The sequence below is a fragment of the Streptomyces sp. NPDC047130 genome (assembly GCF_040643475.1).
Classification (GTDB): domain Bacteria; phylum Actinomycetota; class Actinomycetes; order Streptomycetales; family Streptomycetaceae; genus Streptomyces.
Window position 1 is genome coordinate 24,885 of the sequence record NZ_JBEYUK010000039.1, and the last position, 19,613, is coordinate 44,497.

At 77.0% G+C, this 19,613-nt stretch carries 14 protein-coding genes; 3 read left to right on the plus strand and 11 right to left on the minus strand.

The genetic code is table 11. The features are described from left to right. Positions 1–67: 67 nt before the first annotated feature. Together ABZ836_RS28635 and ABZ836_RS28640 are read right to left on the minus strand one after the other, a co-directional pair. The gene (locus tag ABZ836_RS28635) at positions 68–2,551 is read right to left on the minus strand and encodes a tetratricopeptide repeat protein (protein ID WP_361146948.1); all 2,484 of its coding nucleotides are present in this window, start codon (positions 2,549–2,551) and stop codon (positions 68–70) included. A 96-nt stretch (positions 2,552–2,647) separates the two neighbouring features. Next, complete coding sequence (locus ABZ836_RS28640) at positions 2,648–3,229, minus strand: sugar O-acetyltransferase (protein WP_361146951.1); 582 nt, start codon at positions 3,227–3,229, stop codon at positions 2,648–2,650. A 166-nt stretch (positions 3,230–3,395) separates the two neighbouring features. Here ABZ836_RS28640 and ABZ836_RS28645 point away from each other — a divergent pair, with 166 nt between their 5' ends. Continuing rightward, positions 3,396–4,034, plus strand: coding sequence for a LysE family translocator (locus tag ABZ836_RS28645; RefSeq protein WP_361146954.1), 639 nt, complete (start codon positions 3,396–3,398; stop codon positions 4,032–4,034). A 21-nt stretch (positions 4,035–4,055) separates the two neighbouring features. On the opposite strand, the gene polX is transcribed toward ABZ836_RS28645, so the two are convergent. Both polX and ligA read right to left on the minus strand, forming a co-directional pair. After that, the gene (gene polX / locus ABZ836_RS28650) at positions 4,056–5,810 is read right to left on the minus strand and encodes a DNA polymerase/3'-5' exonuclease PolX (protein ID WP_361146957.1); all 1,755 of its coding nucleotides are present in this window, start codon (positions 5,808–5,810) and stop codon (positions 4,056–4,058) included. A 213-nt stretch (positions 5,811–6,023) separates the two neighbouring features. After that, positions 6,024–8,102, minus strand: coding sequence for an NAD-dependent DNA ligase LigA (gene ligA / locus ABZ836_RS28655; protein WP_361146960.1), 2,079 nt, complete (start codon positions 8,100–8,102; stop codon positions 6,024–6,026). A gap of 249 nt (positions 8,103–8,351) precedes the next feature. Here ligA and ABZ836_RS28660 point away from each other — a divergent pair, with 249 nt between their 5' ends. Continuing rightward, complete coding sequence (locus tag ABZ836_RS28660) at positions 8,352–9,044, plus strand: ABC transporter ATP-binding protein (RefSeq protein ID WP_356129765.1); 693 nt, start codon at positions 8,352–8,354, stop codon at positions 9,042–9,044. A 24-nt stretch (positions 9,045–9,068) separates the two neighbouring features. On the opposite strand, the gene ABZ836_RS28665 is transcribed toward ABZ836_RS28660, so the two are convergent. The 7 genes from ABZ836_RS28665 to ABZ836_RS28695 all read right to left on the minus strand — a co-directional run bounded on the left by ABZ836_RS28665 (position 9,069) and on the right by ABZ836_RS28695 (position 19,091). Continuing rightward, positions 9,069–9,317 carry a DUF1203 domain-containing protein gene (locus ABZ836_RS28665; RefSeq protein WP_361146963.1) on the minus strand — a complete coding sequence of 83 codons (249 nt, stop codon included), beginning with the start codon at positions 9,315–9,317 and terminating at the stop codon, positions 9,069–9,071. 92 nt (positions 9,318–9,409) lie between these two features. Further along, entirely contained in the window at positions 9,410–10,381 is a 972-nt protein-coding gene (locus ABZ836_RS28670; protein ID WP_361146966.1) for an ATP-binding cassette domain-containing protein, read from the minus strand. A 95-nt stretch (positions 10,382–10,476) separates the two neighbouring features. Beyond that, positions 10,477–13,377, minus strand: a complete 2,901-nt coding sequence (locus tag ABZ836_RS28675; RefSeq protein ID WP_361146969.1) for an ABC transporter permease — start codon at positions 13,375–13,377, stop codon at positions 10,477–10,479. A 23-nt stretch (positions 13,378–13,400) separates the two neighbouring features. Then, on the minus strand, positions 13,401–16,661 hold the full coding sequence (locus tag ABZ836_RS28680) for an ABC transporter permease (protein WP_361146972.1): 3,261 nt from the start codon (positions 16,659–16,661) through the stop codon (positions 13,401–13,403). Between the two features lie 189 nt (positions 16,662–16,850). After that, entirely contained in the window at positions 16,851–17,183 is a 333-nt protein-coding gene (locus ABZ836_RS28685; RefSeq protein ID WP_361146975.1) for a glyoxalase superfamily protein, read from the minus strand. A 61-nt stretch (positions 17,184–17,244) separates the two neighbouring features. Continuing rightward, positions 17,245–17,916, minus strand: coding sequence for a response regulator transcription factor (locus ABZ836_RS28690; protein WP_361146978.1), 672 nt, complete (start codon positions 17,914–17,916; stop codon positions 17,245–17,247). Beyond that, the gene (locus tag ABZ836_RS28695) at positions 17,913–19,091 is read right to left on the minus strand and encodes a histidine kinase (protein ID WP_361146980.1); all 1,179 of its coding nucleotides are present in this window, start codon (positions 19,089–19,091) and stop codon (positions 17,913–17,915) included. The genes ABZ836_RS28690 and ABZ836_RS28695 overlap by 4 nt, the downstream gene beginning before the upstream one ends. Positions 19,092–19,227: 136 nt before the next feature. On the opposite strand from ABZ836_RS28695, the gene ABZ836_RS28700 reads away from it, so the two are divergent. After that, on the plus strand, positions 19,228–19,446 hold the full coding sequence (locus tag ABZ836_RS28700) for a hypothetical protein (RefSeq protein WP_361146983.1): 219 nt from the start codon (positions 19,228–19,230) through the stop codon (positions 19,444–19,446). Positions 19,447–19,613 lie beyond the last annotated feature (167 nt).

The window sequence follows — 19,613 nt, forward strand, 5'->3', positions numbered from 1 at the left end:
CGGTCCCGCGGCTCCCGCGGACCGCGGGACGGGCGCCCCGGCCGCGCTCCGGGGGCGCGGCGTCGGCTCATCCGGCGGTGCGCCAGGTGTCCAGGAGCCGCCGGGTCCGTGCGGTGTCCGGGTGGTCCGCCTCCAGGAGCCGTTCCTGGGCGGCGAGGAGGGGGCCGGCGAGCCGCACGGCCTCCTCGACGCGGCCGGCGGCGTGGTGGGCGGCGGCCACCTCGCACCGGGAGAGCAGCGTGTCCGGGTGGGCGGGCCCCAGGGTCCGCCCGCGGTCGGCGAGGACCCGCTCGTGCAGCCGGAGCGCCTCCTCGTGCCGTCCTTCCCCGCTGTGCGAGCAGGCCAGTTCGTGCCGGGCGGTCAGGGTGTCCGGGTGGTCCGGCCCGAGGCCGCGCTCGTACTGGGCGAGCACCTGCTCCCGCAGCCGGAGCGCCTCCTCGCGCTCGCCCGACGCGTGCCGGGCGAAGGCGAGTTCGCTGCGGGGGACGGCGGTCAGCGGGTGGCCGGGACCGACGACGCGTTCCAGCCCGGCGAGGCTCCGCTCCCCGTACCGCAGCGCCCGCCGGACGTCGCCCGCCGCCCGGTGCAGGCCGCAGGCGGAGGCGAGGGCGATCAGGGTGACGGTGTCGTCCGGTCCGAGGACACGGGCCGCGTGCGCGAGGACCTGCTCGATCAGCCGCACGCCCTGCCCGGTGAGGCCCGCCGCGTGGTGCAGCAGCGCCAGGTCGTGGCGGGCGGCGAGGGTGTCCGGGTGGTCGGCGCCCAGGAGGCGTTCCTTGTCGGTCACGACCTCCTGGCAGAGCCGGATCGCCAGCCGGGGCCGGCCGGACACCCGGTGTGCGAGGGCGAGGGTGTGGCGGGCGGCCAGCGTGTCCGGGTGGTCCGCGCCGAACAGCGTGGTGGCCCGGCCGGCGGCCTCGGTCAGGTGCCGGACGGCCTCCTCGCCCCGCTCGAGCGCGCAGCAGATCCGGCCGAGCGCGTACCGGGCGGCCCAGACCTCCGGCGCGTCGGGGCCGTGCAGACGCGCCTGCTCCTCCGGGAGCCCGCGCAGCGTCTCCAGCGCCTCGGCCGCGCGGCCGGCGCTCTCGTACGCGGCGGCCAGCACGGCGCGCGCCGCGAGGGCCTGGGGGTGCCGCTCCCCCAGGTACGCCGTCGCCCGCCGCAGGTGGCCCTCGGACTCCTCGACGGCCTCGGCGGGCAGACAGTCCTCGAGCAGGCTGTGACCGACCAGTTCGAGGCAGGGGTGCGCCTCCGGGGTCCACAGGCGCGGGCCGCCGTGCGCGGCGACCGTCCGCGCGTTGGCGCGCAGCGCCGCCCGGAACAGGGGGTGCCGGTCCTCGTCCCCGGCCCAGACGTCCCACGCCTCGTCCAGGACGTCGGCGGCCAGGCGCACCAGCTCCGCCGACTCCTCCTCCGGGACGGTGGCGCGGACCACGGCGTTCACCGCGGCCTGCGTCCGCACCTCGCGCGGCCCGGGCACCTCGTCGAGGCCGACCAGGCCGTAGGCGCGGAGCAGGTACCGCGTGTCGGCGATCCGCCGGGGTGACAGTACGGGGCGGAGCTTGCGCACCAGCGCGTCGCGGCGGCCCGTGCGGGCGTGCAGGTGCTCGGAGAGGGACGTCGTCGCCCACAGCTCCGACGGGTGGCCCTGGGGCGCGAGGTGGGCGGCGAAGCGCGCGAGGGGGAGGGCGAAACCGGTCCGGTCCGCCCGCTCGACGGCGCGCAGGGCCAGCAGGGTGGCGGCGGCCGTCGCACGGCCCGCCTCGTCCTGCCCGGGCAGGGGGCCGGGGCCGGTGCCGCGCAGGAGGGCGAGGTACTCGCGGAGCCCGCGGCGCTCCTCGATCAGGTGGGCCGCGGCCAGGGCGAGGGCCGCCGGCGACCGGTCCAGGGCGTGCGCGAGTTCCGCGGCCGCCGCCGGCTCGTGGAGCTCGCCCGGACCAGCTTCGGTGAGGCGTTCGCGCAGGTAGGCCGTCGCCTCCTCCTCGGTGAACGGTCCCAGGCGGAGCAGCAGCCGGTCGTCGGCGGGCGGCGCGGTGTCCTCGCCGCGGGTGGTGATCACGACCCGGCCCGCCGCGCCGTGGCTCCGGGGCAGCCAGGGGGTGACGTCCGCCGGGTCGCCGACGCCGTCGAGGACGAGCAGCCAGCGGCGGTGGGTGACGGCCAGCCACTTCGGCAGCACCTCCGCGGCGGCCCGCGGGTTCCCGGGCGGCGCGCCGGGCAGGCCGAGGAGGCGGGCCGTCTCCGCGTAGACCTCGACGACCTCCGTCGGGTCCCCGCCGTCGGCCCAGATCAGCAGGTCGAGGCCGTCCTGCCACAGGTCCAGGGCGAGCGCGGCCGCGAACTGGGTCTTGCCGACGCCGGCCGGGCCGGTGACGACCAGGCAGGCGCCGGCCGCCTTCCCGGCCGCCTCCCACGCGGCGGCCCGGTGCTGCGGGGCGGGCGCGAGCTCGGGCGCCTCGCCGACCACGACAGGGCCGTCCAGGCCCGGGGGGCCGGCGGGGTGCGCGCCCTCGGCGTCCTGACGTCTCCGGCGGCCGAACCGTCCCACCACGCTGTTCCCTCCCCCGGCCACCGCTCCCCGCGGCGGCCTCGACCGTGGGAAAAAGATCGCACAGGCTTCCGGGGAGTCGGCGACCGGGCCCGTGCCCTACAGCTGCCGGACCGGTCGGGCGGGGTTGCCCACCGCGACGACGCCGGCGGGGATGTCCTTGGTGACCACCGAGCCCGCGCCGACGACCGAGTTGTCGCCGATGGTCACTCCGGGGCAGACGATGACCCCGCCGCCGAGCCAGACGTTGTTCCCGATGGTGATCGGCAGCGCCGCCTCCAGCTTGTCGCGCCGCGGCTCGGGCTCCACGGGGTGCGTGGGGGTGAGCAGTTGGACGTTGGGTCCGATCTGGCAGTCCTCGCCGACGGTGATCCGGGCGACGTCCAGCGCGGTCAGGTTGTAGTTGACGAACGTGCGGGCGCCGATGTGGATGTTGCTGCCGTAGTCCACGTACAGCGGCGGCCGGAGTTCCACCTCCTCCCCCACCGAGCCGAGCAGTTCGGCCAGGAGGGGCCGGGCCTGCGCGGCGTCCTCCACGTAGGCGGCCTGGTAGCGCGCGGCCGTGCGCATGGCGTGCTGCTGCCGGCGGGCGATCTCCGGGTCGTCGGCGATGTAGAGGTCGCCTGCGAGCATCCGCTCCAGGTTGGTCCGGGGGTCGCCGGCGAAGTAGTCCTTGGTCATGGCCCCTTGCTACCTCATCGCGGGCTCCGCGGGAAATGCCGTGCGGGCTCCGCGGACATCCCGTGCGGGATCCGCGGGAAATCCCGTGCGGGCGCCGCGGGAAATCCCGTGCGGGTGCCGCGGGCCGGGGTACCCGGCGCTCCCGTCGCCTCGGGAGGGAGAGCGGATGCCGGTCGACCTGCTGGGGTTCGTCGGTGTGGTGCTGATCGCCTATCTGGTGCCCGGCCCGGACTTCCTGGTCGTGGTCCGGTCGGCGACCGAGCACCCGGCGCGGGGCCGGGCGGCGGCCCTGGGGGCCCAGACCGGGCTGTGCGTGCACCTGGTCGCCGCCGCGGCCGGCCTGTCACTGGTGGCGGTGCGCCATCCGGCGGTCTTCGACGCGGTGCGGCTGCTGGGCGCGGCCTACCTCGTCCACCTGGGCGTCCGGGCGCTGCTCGCCGCCCGCCGGGGGAGCCGGTCCGGCGGGCCGGAACCGGCCCGCGGCCGGCCCGGACCCCGCGGCGGGCGTTCCGGCTTCGCGGAGGGGTTCCTCACCAACGTCCTCAATCCGAAGGCGGCGTTGTTCTTCCTGAGCGTCCTGCCGCAGTTCGTCGGCGACGGCGACGGCGACGGCTCGCCGGTCCGGCAGATCCTGTTCCTCGGCGTCCTGGACGTCGTGATCGGCGTCGTCTTCTGGTTCGCCCTGGTCGCCGTCGCGGCCCCGCTGCGCACGCTGCTCACACGCCCGAAGGTGCGGCACCGGTGGGAGGTGACCACCGGCTGGCTGTTCATCGCGATCGGCGTGGGCGTCGCGGTGGCGGCGTGAGGGCCAGGCGGGCCGCGCCCGTCAGTCGCGGCGGCCCTTGCGCAGGAAGCGCCGCAGCCGGGACAGCGGCCAGGTGTTGATCACGTCGTCCGGGGTGAGCCACCCCCGCCGGGCGGTGGCGACGCCGAACCGCAGGTGGGCGAGGTCGGGCACGGAGTGCGAGTCGCTGTCGATCGCGAACCTCACGCCGTGCCGCCGGGCCCGCAGGATGTCCTCGTCGCGCAGGTCCAGGCGGTTGGGGTGGGCGTTGATCTCCATGGCGGTGCCGGTGCGCGCGCACGCGGCGAACACCTCGTCGGCGTCGAACTCGATGCCCGGCCGCTTGCCGAGGATGCGGGTGGTGGGGTGGCCGATGATGTTGACGTGCGGGTTCTCGCAGGCGCGGACGAGCCGGCGGGTGAGTTCCTCGCGGCTCTGCCCGAAGTGCGAGTGGACGGAGGCGACGCACAGGTCGAAACCGGCCAGGAACTCCCCCGGCCAGTCCACCTCGCCGTCGGGGTCGATGTTCAGCTCCACGCCGTGCAGCAGCCGCATGCCGCCGCCGCGGGCGGTCCTTCCGCGCCGGCCGAAGACGCCGTCGAGGGCCCTGACCTCCTCGCGCTGGGCCAGGATCCGCTCGTCGGTCATCTGCTGCATGGAGAGGTTGGGCGCATGGTCGGTGACCGCGTAGTAGGCGTGGCCGCGCCCGGCGGCGCTGGCCACCATCTGCTCCAGCGGGGCGAGCCCGTCGGTGAGGTCGGTGTGGGTGTGGAGGTCGCCGCGGAGGTCGGACTCCTCGATCAGCGCGGGCAGTTCGCCGTCCCGCCCGGCCTCGATCTCGCCCCGGTCCTCCCTCAGCTGCGGCGCGATCCAGGGCAGGTCCAGCCGGGCGTAGACCTCCTCCTCGGTCTCCGAGACGATCCGCTCGCCGCTCTCGGCGTCGAACAGCCCGTACTCGGAGAGCTTGAGCCGGCGGTGGACGGCGGTCTCCCGGATGCGGATGTTGTGCGCCTTGGAGCCGGTGAAGTAGATCATGGCCGCGCCCCAGGCGTCGGGCGGGACGACCCGCAGGTCGACGGCGAGGCCCCTGGTGGTGCGCACCGAGGTCTTGGCGGGCCCGCGCGCGGTCACCTCGGAGACGTACGGAAGCTCGGCGAAGGCCCGCATGAACGGTTCGGAGTCCTCGGCCGCGACCAGGACGTCGACGTCCCCGATGGTCTCCCGGCCCCGCCGCAGCGACCCGGCGTACTCGCACCGCAGGCAGCCGTCGATCTCCGAGAGGCGGGCGACGACGTCCTCGGCGAGGTCCAGTGCCTCGTGGATCAGGACCCGGTCGCCGGAGGACTTCAGCAGGTCCACGCCGTGGAGGATGTTCTCCTCGGTCTTCGGCCCGAAGCCCTTCAGGTCGCGCAGCCGCTCCTCGTGGATCGCGTCGACGAGCTCCTCGACGGAGGAGATGCCGAGCTCCTGGTGCAGGACGTACGCCTTGCGGGGGCCGAGGCCCGGGATGGCCGTCAGCCGCCGCACCCCGGCCGGGATCTTCGCCCGGAGCTTCTCGACGGCGGCGACGGCCCCGGTGCCGAAGTACTCGGTGACCTTCTCCGCGATCGACTTCCCGACGCCGGGGATCTCCTGGAGACCCTTGGCGTCGAGCGTGGCGATGTCGGCGTGGTGCCCGCCGATCGCGCGGGCCGCCTTCTCGTAGACCCGCGCCTTGAACGCGTCCCCGCCGGTGATCGCGATCAGATCCGCGTACTCCTGGAGGAGGGCGGCCACCTCGTCGTTGGACCTGGGCATGGGGGACGAGTGTGCAGGAACGGCGGGTTCATGCACCCGCGGCGCCTCCCGGACCCGAGCGGGGGTCCGCCGCGGCCGCGGGACCCCCGGTGCGCGCGGCGGGACCGCTCGGCGCAGCTCCGGGCCTGTCCGGTGGACGCCGCCCGGCCGGGGCGCGGGCCTGGCCCGGGCCGCGGAGGCGGCGCGGGCACGCGGCCGGGCGGCGCGGTGAGGTCAGGCCAGGTGGTCGGCGACGAGTTCTGCGAACTCCTCCGGGCCGAACACCGTGACCCCCAGCTTCTGCGCCTTGGCGGCCTTGCTGCTGAGCTTGCCGCCCGCGGCCGGCGCGGCCACCAGGTACGCGGTCTCCGCGGTGACGGTGTCGCCGGCCCGTCCGCCCGCGCGCTCGATCAGGTCCTTCACCCCGGTGCGGCCGAGGTCGGCGAGCGGCCCGGTCATCTTCCCCGTGACCACCACCTTCATCGGCCGGCCGTCCTCGCCGACCAGGGGGCCCTCGCCCGCGCCGGGGTCCACCGGTTCCGTCAGGTCGGCCCCGGCGGCGGCCATCTTGTCGATCACCGGGCCGAGTTCGGCGAGGGCGGCGACGATGCCGGGCGCCTTCTCCGGCCCGATGCCCTCGACCTCCCGCATCGCCTCCGCGTCCGCGGCCCGGACGGCGTCCATGGTGCGGAAGTGGGCGGCGATCCGCTGCGACAGGCGGCGCCCGGTGTTGCGGATGCCCAGCGCGCACAGCTGCCGGCTGAGCGGTCTCGCCCGGGCGGCCTCGATCTGCGCCAGCAGGCTCGCGCCCCGCTTGGCGCTCCCGGAGGCCGCGGTCAGCGTCTCCAGGTCGAGGGTGTACAGGTCGGCGATGTCGGCGACGGCGCCGGAGGCGACCAGCGCGTTGACGTAGGTGGCGCCCAGGCCGTCGATGTCCAGGCAGTCGCGCTGCGCGGCGTAGGCGATCAGCGCGGGCAGCCGGCAGGCGGCTCCCTTCACGCACCGCCACCGCTCCTGGCTCCTGTCGACGGCGCCGCCGCAGTGCGGGCACGCCTCGGGGAGCGGCACCGCCACCGCGTCGGCGGGACGGAGTGCCACCACGGCGGCCTGGACGCGGGGGATGATGTCGCCGGCCTTGTACACGGTGACGGTGTCCCCGATGTGCAGGTCGCGGCGGCGTATGTCGGCCGGGTTGTGCAGCGTGGCGTACTCGACGACGCTGCCGTCGATCTCGACCGGCTCCAGCCGTGCCCGGGGGGCGAGCACCCCCGTCCGGCCCACGTTCCACTCGACGTCCAGCAGCCGCGTGGTCCGCTCGACCGCCGGCAGCTTGTAGGCGATCGCCCAGTACGGGAAGCGGGAGCCGAAGCCGGCGGCCCGCTGCTCGGCGGCGTCGTCGGCCTTCACGACCACACCGTCGATGCCGAACGGCAGGCTCGGTCGCATCGCCTGGATCTCCTCGACCCGCGCCCGGGCCTCCTCCACCGTCCGCACGCGCAGCAGCGCGGCCGGGTTGTCGCGGGTGGTCCGCACCCCCGCCCGCGACAGCAGGGCCAGCACCTCGGAGTGCGGGGCTCCCTCGGGCAGGAACGACCCGCCGTCGAGGGGGACGGCGCCGTACGCCCAGAACGTCATGGCCAGCCGGTACGGCCGGTCCTTGGCGCGCAGCGTGCCCGCCGCACCGTTGCGCGGGTTGGAGAACACCTTGGCGCCGTGCTCCGCCCGCATCTCGTTCGCCCGCTCGAACTGGGCCTGGGTGAACAGCACCTCGCCCCGCACCTCGACGGTGACCGGGGTCTCCAGCAGCTCCGGGAGGCCCTCGACGGTGCCGATCACATGGCTGACGTCCTCGCCGAACCGGCCGTCGCCGCGGGTGACGACCTGCACCAGCCGTCCGTCCCGGTAGCGGGCCGCGACGGCCGCGCCGTCCAGCTTGGGCTCGACCGTGAAGCCGCCCTCCACCGGCCGGCCCAGGCGCCGCTGCAGGCTCTCGCCCCACGCGGCGAGCTGCTCGGCGGAGAACACGTTGTCCAGCGACAGCATCGGCACCGTGTGGGCGACGTCGCCCGCCGGGGCGGCGCCCGCCGCCACCTGGTGCGTCGGGGAGTCCGCCGACGTCTCGCCGGGGTGGGCCTCCTCGTAGGCGGCTATCGCGAGCAGTTCCCGGTCGTAGGTGGCGTCGTCCAGCACGCTCTCGGCGGCGGTGTCGCCGTCGCCTCCGTAGTACGCGCGGGCGGCGGCGCGCACCCGGGCGATCGCGGCCTCGTACTGGGCAGGGGTCGACAGCGCCTCGACGGCGGGAGAAGTCGTCATGCGAACACTCTTCCGCACGGGTCTGACAACGCGCGGGGCCGGCGTGGCACGGCTCCGACGCAGCACGGCTCCGGCACGGCACGGCTCCGGCGACGCCCGGTCCGGCGGCGCCCGGCGGCCTCGGCGGGGCCGGGTCCGGTTCGGTGCAGGGCGGTCACGCGGGCGCCGGGTCCCCGTCGGCGCTTGTCGGCTCCGGGGCCGGGTGAGAGACTTGCGCGCCGCCAGGGCGGCGGAGGCGACGGGGGCGTGATGGGCCAGGTGGGGACCGCGGCCATGCTGCGGGTGACGGACGTGCACAAGTCGTACGGGCGGGGGGTGACCGCCGTGCACGCGCTGCGCGGGGTGTCCTTCGAGGTGCCGCGCGGCGAACTCGTCGCGCTCAAAGGACGATCGGGGTCGGGGAAGACCACGCTGCTGAACATCGTCGGCGGGCTGGACGAGCCGGACCGCGGGCAGGTCACGCTCGACGGGCTGGTCCTGGCGGAACAGGACGAGGACGCCCTCCTGGCCCTGCGGCGGGAACGCGTCGGCTTCGTCTTCCAGTCGTTCGGCCTCATCCCCGTCCTCACCGCCGCCGAGAACGTGGGCGTGCCGCTGCGGCTGCGCCGGGCGGACCCGCGGGAGCGGCGCGAGCGGGTCGAACTGCTGCTGTCCCTGGTGGGGCTGGCGGACCACGCGGCGCAGCGGCCGGGCGAACTGTCGGGCGGGCAGCGCCAGCGGGTCGCCATCGCCCGCGCCCTGGCCAACAGCCCCTCGGTCCTGATCGCCGACGAGCCCACCGGCCAGCTCGACGCGGAGACCGGGCACTCGGTGATGGAACTGCTGCGCGCGGTCGTCCGCAGCGAGCGGATCACCGCTCTGGTCGCCACCCACGACACGACCCTGCTGGACCTGGCCGACCGGGTGCTGGAGCTGAGGGACGGCGCCGTCTTCGAGGCCTAGGCGCAGTGCCAGGGCCTGTCCGGTTCACACGGCGGGCACGGCGGCCGGCTCCCCCGCGGAGGGCCGTCGCACCTCGAAGTGGAAGCATCCGTACTCCAGCGCCCGGACGTGCACCAGCACCACCTCCGGATCGGCGAACGCGTCGTCGAAGGCCGCGTCGAAGCCGGCGGAGGCGGCGGCCGTGTACGGGGCGCAGGGGCGGCCCGCGTCGTCGACGACCCGCAGTTCCCCGGGGGCGGTGGGCGCGACGGGCGGCACGGTGTACCTGGTCATGCGCCCATGCCGGCCGGGTGACGTGCGCCGGTGCCGGCGGGAATCCGACGTCGCGTTGCCGCGTGACGGCGCGGCGGGGACGTCTCCGGGGATCAGGCCCGTGGCGCGGTGTCGTCGGGGCCGGTGTCCGGGCGGACGGCGATGTGGTCGGGTTCCAGTTCCAGGCTGACGCGGTCGCGCATCCCCAGGGCGCGGACGTACTCGGCCGGGAGCTGGAGGCGTCCCGCCCGGTCGAGCATGGCGTACTCGCGGGCGACCAGGCTCTCCCGGCCGGTGGCGGAGTCCACCTCGCTGCGGCGCAGCACCTCCGTGGCGGTCCGCCCGTCACGGATGGCGACGGTGCGGCGGACCTCGGCGGCGACGGACTGGTCGTGGGTGACGATCACGACGGTGGTCCCCAGCGTCTCGTTGACGGTGCGGAACGCGGCGAAGACCTGTTCGGCGGTCTCGGAGTCGAGTTCGCCGGTGGGCTCGTCGGCGAGGAGGACGGCGGGGTCGTTGACCAGGGCGACCGCGAGGGCGACGCGCTGCTGCTGACCGCCCGACATCTCGTGCGGGCGCCGGTCCCGGCACTCCGCGACGCCGAGCAGGCCGAGCAGTTCCGTGGCGCGCTCGGCCTGCGCCCGGCGCCGGCCACCGGCTCGCGCCAGTCGCAGGGGCAGGGCGACGTTCTGCGCGGCGGTGAGGTACGGCAGCAGGTTGCGGGAGGTCTGCTGCCAGACGAAGCCGACGGTCCTGCGGCGGTAGGCGAGGCGTTCCCGGGAGGACAGGGTGAGCAGGTCGTGGCCGGCGACGCGGGCCGCTCCGGCGGTGGGTCTGTCCAGTCCGGCGAGGATGTTCATCAGGGTCGACTTGCCGCTGCCGGAGGCGCCGACCAGAGCCATCAACTCCCCCTGCCGCACGAGGAGGTCGAGGCCCTGCAGGGCCTGGACCTCCACCCCGTCGACGGAGAACACCCGCACCAGGCGGTCGCAGGTGATCAGGGCGTCGTGACCGTAGGCGGTGGCGTCCCGCGCGGCGCGGGCGCGGTCGGCGAGCTCGTCGAAGGTCGGGCTGCTGGTCATCGGCTGCTCCTGGACTCGCGGAGGGACACGGGCCGGTACCGAAGGGCGAGTGCTCGCTCCCGGGTGCTGCTCACGCTGCGCACGCTGCTCACGGTCTAGGCGTCCCCCAGCCTCAGTTCGCGTACCGAGCCGCGCCGGCCGGCCCACCAGGCGTGGACCGCGGGCACGCCGACGGCCAGCAGCAGAACGGTCAGCGCGGGAACCGCCAGGGAGAGCGGGTCGACGCGCAGGACCGCCTCGCCGGTGGTGGGCGGGGAGGTCAGGGCGACCGCCGTGAGGTCGACTCCCGGTGCCAGCAGGTGGACGGCGGCCCAGCCGGTGAGCGTTCCGCCGACCGCGGCCAGGCATGCCTGCGGGAGGGCCGTGAGGATCAGCAGCCGGCGTCCCTGGGACCGGGTCATGCCCATGGTGCGCAACCGGGCCAGCAGGGCGGTGCGTTCGGGTGCGGTGCGCAGGACGGTGAGCAGCAGGGCGACGGCGGCGTAGCCCGCGCCCGCGGCGACGGCCACGGTGTAGAGGCGTTCGGCGCCGGACTGCAGGGGCGAGTCGACGTGCCGTCCACGCTCCTCCCCGCGCAGCCGGACGCCCACCGCGTCGTCCGCCGCCGCGGCGGTCCCCGCCGTGGGGTCCCCGGTCGTGGGGTCCCCGGTCGTGGGGTCACCTGCCCCACCAGGGCCGCCGCCCGCCCCGTCACCGGACCCGCCCGGGTCGCCCGGGTCGCCGCCCGGCCCCCCCGCGGCCGCGCGCAGGGCGCGGCCGTCCAGCGTGTCGCCGGTGAGCAGCAGGGTGGTGGCGCGGGCGGCCTCGCGGGGCAGGCCGGAGCGGTCCACGACCAGGAAGTCGTCGCCGACGACGGCCGGGGTGTGCTCCACGACGTCGACGACCCGCACGGTGACGGTGCTGCCGTCGGGCAGCAGGACGTCCCAGGGGCCGGTGCCGTACACCTCGGCCGTGTGCGGCGAGGCCAGCGCGGGCAGCGTCCGGCCGGCGTCGCCGCCCGAGGTGTCGTTCCGTCCGAGGCGCGCGGCGTCGAACGGCCCGAGTCCGGTGTGCTCCGCCAGCCGGGCGTAGGCGCCGGGGTCGACACCGGCCAGCGGCACCGGCTCGCCGGTCAGCCGGGCCTTCGCCTCGTACGCGACGCCCGCCTCGGTGACGGCGCGGACGCCGGGCAGCCGGCGCACCCGGTCGGGCAGGGTCCCGGGGAGCGCCCCCGTGGTCGACTCGACGCGGCCGTCCGCCCCGACGGCGAGCAGCGCGGCCCGGTCGCGGGCGGCCGTGACCCCGGCGAGGACCGAGCCGCCGAACGCGGCGGTGGTGAGGGCGGTGAGCAGCGCGAGCAGCGGCAGCACGGCGAAGCCCGAGGCGCGGGCCGCGTGGGCCACCGACAGGGGGACCACCGCGCCGCGCGCCCGTGCGGTGGCCCGGCCCAGCGCCCGCAGCGGCAGGGGCTGGAGGCGCACCAGCAGCAGGGCGGCGACCACACCGGTGAGGACCGGGGCGGCGGCGACCGGGCCGGCGCCGCCGGAGCCCTGCCGGCGCAGTGCCACGACCGTGCCCGCGGCGATCACCAGCACGGCCAGTTCGGCGACGGTGCGGCGCCGCGACGGCCGGGCGGAGACGAGGTCCTCCCGGCCCGTGTCCGTCCGTACCGTGCGGTGCGCGGCCATGACGCGCGCCGGGAGGGCGAGGCACGCGAACAGGGTGACGGCGAGGGCGGCGGCGACGGCGGGCGCGGTGCGGGCGCCGGGCAGCAGGAGCAGCGCGGCGGTCAGCCCGAGGGCGCCGGCGGGGACCGCCACCGCGGCCGTCTCCGCCAGGAGGCGCAGGGCGAGACCGGTCGGTGAGGCGCCGCGGGCCCGCAGCAGGGCCGCCTCGCCGCGCCGCCGGTCGGCCGCGACGCCGGCGGCCATGGCCAGCACGATCACGGCGAGGGCGCCGGTGCCGACCGCGGCGAGCAGGACCAGCGGGTCGATGCCCGACCGGAGCCGGGTCTGGCCGGCCAGGACCTCGTCGAGCCGCGTCTGGATGTCCACGTTCTCGTCGACGGTCGCCCGCAGGCGGCGGCCGCCCGGTCCCGACTCCAGGGCGGCGACCGCGGAGGCCAGCCGGTCGAGGTCGTGGCCGCGCAGGGCGGCGGCGTCGGGGGACACGTTCCAGTACCGGGTGAGGCCGGCGACGCCGAGCAGGGCGGGTCCGGCGTCGGGGGCGATCAGCAGGCCGCCGACCCAGTAGCGGTCCGGCGGGGAGCTGCCCGGCACCTGGTGCAGCGCGGGGGTGCGCAGCACCGGCGCCACCGACCAGTAGGCGCCGCGGGGGTCGCGCGGGACGACGATGCCGGTGATCCGGACGGCGAGCGGGCCGCGGGCCGAGGTGGGGACGTGGATCACCGAGCCCACCCGGATGCGTAGGGTGCGGGCGGTGTCCGCGGTGACGGCGGCCTCGATGCGGGTGGTCCGCGAGGTGGCGGTCCCGCCGGTGGTGCGCGGCAGCCGTCCCTCGGTGACGCGGGTGTGGGAGGCGAGGTCCTGCTGGGCGGCGAGCACCACCTCGGGGAGCGTCCCGGTGGGTCGGGGGAGCCAGGGGTCGGTCACCGGCACTGTCTCGGCGGTGCGCACGCCGTACGCGGACCGGGCCCGGTCGGGCGTCAGCGGCGCCTGCGCGGCGGCGAGGACCTCGGCCCGCGCCGCGGCCAGCGGACCGGGGCGCAGGACGTCCTCCGCCTCCTCGACGGACGGGTACCGGGGCAGGGCCGCCTGGACCTGCACGGTCGTCGCGTCGGGAAGGGCCTGCGCCACCGCGCGGCGCAGCCCCGCGTCGGTGTACCGGTCGACGGCCCGGGGGAACGCGGCGGCCAGGGTGGCCGTCACGGCCACCAGCAGGGCGAGGGCGACGGACGTGCCGGCGAAGGCCCTCAGCCGGGTCGCCGGCCCGTCCCGCGCGTCGGCCGGCCCGGGCAGCCCGTCCCGCGCGTCGGCCGGCCCGGGCCGAGCGGTCACGGCGTCACCTCGTCGCCACGCGGTCACGGCGTCACCTCTTCACGGAGAGCGGCCACGGACTTCGCCCGCCGGAGCATCAGCGCGGCGGTCACCAGGATGGGGCCCGCGGCGAGGGCCGCCAGCAGGACGGCCACCCGTGGGAGCGGGAGTTCGACCAGGACCGGGGGCAGCGGCCGGGCGGCCTGCCCGGTCAGGACCACCAGGGGCACCAGCACGTGGGTGAGCAGCACGCCCAGGCAGGTGCCGACCAGCAGCGCCAGGGTGACCAGGACGCCCTGTTCCACGGCGATCAGCCGGGCCAGCCGGCGGCGCGGCGTCCCCAGGGCGCGCAGGACGGCGAACTCGCCGTCGCGGGCCCGCATCGCCGCGGCCGCGCTCACCGCGAAGCCGAGCGGGACGAACAGGGCCGTCACCGCTGCCGCCGCGCCCAGTGCCGCCTCGGGGGCCGCGCCGAACGGGTCGTCGCGCTGCTCCGCCGCCATCTCGTCCCGCACCAGCACCTGTTCCGCGCCGACGCCGGGCAGCGCCCGCACGGCCGCGGCCACGGTGCGCGGCGCGTCCGTGCCCAGCCACCACTCGTCGGGCGACAGTCCGGTTCCGTCGCGCTCCCGCAGCACCCGCTCCACGGCCCGCAGGTCGACCAGCAGAGCCCCGCCGTCCCGCGCGGTGGCCTCCGTGGTGGGCAGGGCGCTCGCGGTGCGCACGATGCGGACGGGCAGCGAGCGGCCGTCGAACCGCACGTCCACCCGCTGCCCCTCCCGCGCGCCGGACGCGGCGAGGAACCGGGGGGTGGCCACGGCGGTGACCTCGGGCGGCGGGGGCTGCGCCACGTCGAACCGGAAGTCGACCGGGACGTCGGGCCACGCCTCGCCGCCCGGCAGGTGGCCGGTGCCGAAGGCCAGGGTGACGGGGGCCGTCGAGGTGAGCCGGGGGCGGGTCGGCGGGGCGCCGCCGTCGAAGGAGACGGGGGCCTGCTCGCTGTCGATCGCGGTCGTCCACGTCGTGGGCAGGGCCAGTCGCCGCTCGTCGCCGTCGGCCGCGGTCGCCGTGAGCGCGCCGAGGACCAGCCGGTGCCGGTGGCTCCGGCCGGTCGGCTGCGGGGTGCTCAGCTCGAGCCCGGTCAGCGTCAACGGGCCCGGTGCTCCGCCCAGTTCGGGCGTCAGCCGGTGCGGGCGGCCGTCCGCGGGGAGGCGGCCGGACGGCAGGGCGTAGGAGGTGCCGTGGCGGTCCCGCACGGTGAGGGTGACGTCCGCGGCCGGTGCGGGCGCGGAACTGTGCAGGGTGGCGGTGAGCGTGAGCCGGCGGGTGCCGGCCGGCACCCGGGCGCCCGTGAGTTCGCCGGGCGGCGCGAGACCGGCGAGCGGCGGACCGTCCGTCAGGTCGTGCCGGGCGAGCATCACGCCGTCCGCCTCCCGCGTGTTGAGGGCCAGCAGGGTCGCGGTGCGGTTCCCGGCGAGCAGCACGGTGCCGCGGACGGCGGGGACGACCGCGTCGACGTGCGGCAGGGCCGCGTAGACGTCCGTGCGGCCCACGCCCCCGTCGCCGGAGCCCAGGACCCGCACCTCGGCGCCGGCGCGGAAGTCGGCCTGGTCGTCCTGGGAGCGCTGCCAGGAGGCGCCCTGCCCGATCGCCGTCACGCCCAGCGCGACGGAGACGACCAGGAGCAGCACCGGTCCCGCGCCGCGCGTCGGCCGGCGGCTGAACTGCCACCCGACCATGGCCACGGTCAGCCCGCGGCCGCGGAGCAGCAGCCGCTCGGCCGCCCGCGCCAGCACGGGCAGCAGCCGCAGGGCCAGCACCGTACCGGCGAGCAGCACCAGGGCGGGCGTCACGACGAGCAGCGGGTCGACGCCGGGTCCGCCGTCGCGGTCGGCGGCGCCGGTGCCGGTGCCGGTGCCGGTGCGTCCGGTGTCGAGCAGCCGGAAGGCCACGGCGGCCACGGCGAGCAGGGCCAGGTCCGCCCCGGCGCGCAGCGGGCCGGGCAGCGAGCCCGTCCGCGCCGCGGCGACGCCCACGGAGGAGGACCGCAGCGCCGGGAGCGCCACCGCCAGCGCGCACAGCACGGCCACCGCGGCGGCCACCGCCCACACCTCCGGCCGTCCGGCGGCCGGGACCTCGACCCGCACCCCGGTCCGGCCCAGGGCGCCCTGTCCGGCCAGCAGCCGTGCCAGCGGCCCGGCCAGCAACGGCGCCACCACCAGCGCGGGCAGCGAGATCAGCAGCGCCTCCAGCGCGGCCACGCCCGCGAGCCGTCCGCGGGTGGCTCCGCGCGCCCGCAGCAGCCGGGTCTCCGCGAGGCGTTCGGAGCTGAGCGACCGGGCGACGAGCAGCAGGGCGCAGGCGGCGAGCAGGGCGAGCTGGGCGGCGACGACCAGCACGCTGGACCGGGTGACGAGCAGCGACCGCTCGGCGCGGTCGAGCACCTGGGGCAGCCCGGTGGTCCCCTCGGTCAGGCCGCCGAGCGCCTCCATCTCCCGCAGCCCCTCGCTCCCGGTGCGGGCGGCCTCGCGCAGCGGGCCGATCCGGTCCGTCGTCAGCGCGGAGTAGTCGGCGGTCAGCAGCCAGCCCGACCCGCCGGAGCTCACCCGGCCCGACGCCGGCACGTCCGCGGCGGTGAGCAGCGGGCCGAAGGTGGTGAAGCCCTCGGTCCGCTCGCCGCGACCGCCGAGTTCGTCCAGCTTCCAGTAGGGCGAGCGGAGATCGGCGGGCCGGTACACGCCGGTGATCAGCACGGGTACGGAGGGGCCGCCGATCCGGTCGGTGAGGGTCAGCCGGTCGCCGGGCCCGAGCCCGAGCCGCCGGGCGGCGCCGCGCGGCAGGGCCGCCTCCACCGGCCCGGTCGTCCCCGCCGCCCGCGGCGGCCGTCCGGCGACCGTCCGCACCTGGGCGGGGTCCAGGGCGGCGAAGTGCGCCAGGTCGGGGTTCCCGCCCCGTTCGGCGGACGGCCGCAGGGTGGCCGGCAGCGCGTAGGGGCCGGACCGCGTCAGCGTGCTCACCCGCACCGGCAGCCCGTCGAAGACGACACGCCCCTGGGCCCGCACGGCCTGGTCGGCCGCCGTCCGGTCGGCGGCCGTCACGTCGGCCTTGACGACCAGGGCGGCCTCGGCGGCGGTGCGTTCCTCCGCCAGCGACCGCCGGAGCGCGGCGTCGCCCACGGCGCCCGCGTAGGCGGTGAGCGCGGCCAGCACCACCGTGGTCAGCAGCACCGTCGCCGACGCGGCCCCCAGCAGCGCGCGGTACCCGCGGGCCCGCAGCCCGATGAACCGCAACACACCCGGCGGCACGGCTCGTTCCCCCACCAGACCCCCCGAAGTCCCCCGTGCGGGCCGGACGGGCGCGGATCACCCCGCCCCGGCCGGCGCAGGAGGGCACTGTACATGCCACAACATCACCGCCGCGCCCCTCCGGAACCACCCCGCCTGCGGCGGGAGCCGGGGGCGGCCCTCCGCCGCGGGCCCGTCCGCGTCGCGGCGTCACTCCGTCGGCGTGCCGATCCTCAGGCGGTTGCCGTCCGGGTCGCGGAGTTCGATCTCCCGGGCCCAGGGCAGGTCGGTGACCTCCACCCCGAACGCGGAGGCGACGGCGTCGACGTCCCGGACGCGGAGGTGGACCAGCGTGTCGGGGGGCGCGTCGCCGTGGTGCTCCGAGAGGAACAGCCGGACCTCGCCGCGGGCGACCTCGACGAACGCGGGCAGTCCGGGCTCGAAGCGGTGCTCCCACTGCCGGGCGAAGCCCAGCCGCTCGTACCACGTGACCGCCGCCGCGGCGTCCTCGACCCGGAGCACGGGGATGGCTTCCTCCTTCATGGCGTCATCCTCGCACCGCCCCGCCTCCGTGACCGCGTGACCGCGTGACTCCGTGCGGACGTCACTGCCCGTCGCCGCCCGCGTCGTGGACGAGCAGGGCGATCTGCACGCGGTTGTTGAGCTCCAGCTTCGCGAGGATGCGCGAGACGTGCGTCTTCACGGTCGGCAGCGCCAGGTGCAGCTCCGCGGCGATCTCCCCGTTGCTGCGGCCCCGGCCGACCGCCAGGGCGACCTCGCGCTCGCGGTCGGCCAGCAGGGCGAGGCGCCGCCGGGCCCGGACCGCGCGGGTGTCGCGGTCGGCCGCCCCGCCGGTGACCTGGGCGATCAGCCGCCGGGTCACGGCCGGCGACAGCACCGGCTCACCCGCGGCCACCTTCCGGACCGCGGCGACGATGTCCTGCGGCGGGGTGTCCTTCAGCAGGTACCCGGCGGCGCCCGCGCGCAGGGCGCGCAGGACCAGCTCGTCCGCCTGGAAGGTGGTGAGCACGAGGATCTCGGGCGGCCGGGGGCCGCCGCGCAGTGCCGCGGTGGCGGTCAGGCCGTCCACCCCCGGCATCCGGATGTCCATCAGGACGACGTCGGGACGGTGCCGCGCCGCCCGGGCCGACGCCTCCGCCCCGTCGGCGGCCTCCGCGACGACCTCCAGGTCGGGGGCGCCGCCCAGCATCAGCCGGAGCGCGGACCGCACCAGCGGGTCGTCGTCGACCAGGAGGACGCGGACGGTGTCGCTCATGCCGCTGCTCCCTCCGCGCCGGCACGCCCGTCCGCCCCGGGCCACGGGAGGTCCGCCCGCACCGTGAAGCGGCCGTCGCGCACGCCGTGCTCCAGCCGGCCTCCGGCCAGTGCGACCCGTTCCGCCATGCCGATCAGCCCCTGCCCGGCGCCGGGGACGGGCGGGGCGACGCGGGCGCCGACCGCGGCCGGGCTCCTGGTCCGCACCGGGTTGCCCACCTCGACGACGAGTCCGGCGCCCGGGCGGCCCGTGACGGTCACGGTCACCTCGACGCCCCCGGCGTGCTTGCGCGCGTTGGTCACCGCCTCCTGCACCACCCGGGAGGCGGTGCGGCCCACGGTGGCGGGCAGCGTCTCGACGGCTGCGGCGTCGAGACGGTAGGTGACGCGCATACCGGCGGCCCGGGACTCGTCCAGCAGCCGGTCGACCTCGGCGAGACCGGGCCGCGGGCCCGGCGCCTCCTCCGCCCGCGCGCCGCCCGAGCCGCGCAGCACGCCGATCACCTCGCGCAGGTCCTCCAGCGCCTGGTGCGCGCTGTCGCGGATCACCCCGGCGGCGCGGCGCAGGTCCTCCGGCGAGGCCCCCGGGTTGTACTCCAGCGCCCCGGCCTGGACGCTCAGCAGGGACAGCCGGTGGGCGAGGACGTCGTGCATCTCCCGGGCCATCTCCTCCCGCACCTCCCGGCGGGCGTCGTCCGCGGCGCGCACGGCCCCCTCCGCGAGGGACGCGATCAGCGCCCGCCGCGAGCGGATGTAGAGCCCCCAGCCGAGCGCGCAGGCCACCAGGGTGAAATAGGTGAGGGCCGACCCGACGACCTCCTCGCCGCGGTCCAGGTCCCGCAGCAGGAACACCGCGAACTGCGCCAGCGTGAGACCACCGAGCCAGGCCGTGACCCGGCGCGGACGGTGCACGGCGACGGTGAACAGGGCCACCAGGATCGCCCCGGTGAGGAAGTGGAACTGGGTACCGGCGAGCATCAGCAGCACCGCCAGCGGCACCGGCCACCGCCGCCGCAGGAAGACCGCGGCGCAGCCGGCCGCCCCCGCCACCTGTTCGGCCACCGGCACGCCGGCGGACACGTCGCCCCGGTAGGCGGCGTCGGCCGTGACCACGGAGAAGACCACGGCGAACAGGAAGCAGGCGATGTCCACGGACAGGTCGCGGCGGGTACGCATGGCATCGAATGTACGGGCGGCCCGGCCGGTCAGGGCGGCGCCCGTCCCCGGACCGGTACTTTCGGACGACTCCGCGGCCCGTGTCCGATACCGACGCCCGACGCCCCCGTCCGGGCCGCGCTCCCAGACTGGGGCCATGAAGGGTTTCCTCGGTTTCCTCAGCTTCGTGCTCGTCGCCGGCGGCGTGCAGGGCCTCGTCCACGAGTTCTCCGGCACCTGGATCCCGGTGATGGGGTTCATGCGGCACGTCTACGTCGACGGCTACGAGATCTACATCGGCATCGCCCTGCTGGCCCTGGGCGCGGCCGTGGCGGTGGCGGCGGGCAGGGCGGGCGAGGCCGGACCGAAGGGGTAGGCCGACCGGCCGGACCGCATCGGGTCACGCGGCGGTCCACGGTGCTGCGGAGAACCTCCCCCGGGATCCGCGGGGCGATGTCGGCCGCGGTCGGTCGCCGGCCATGCCGGCGCCACCGCCACCGGGCTGATGCAGGCCGCGGACACGACGCTGTACTGGGCGAAGGC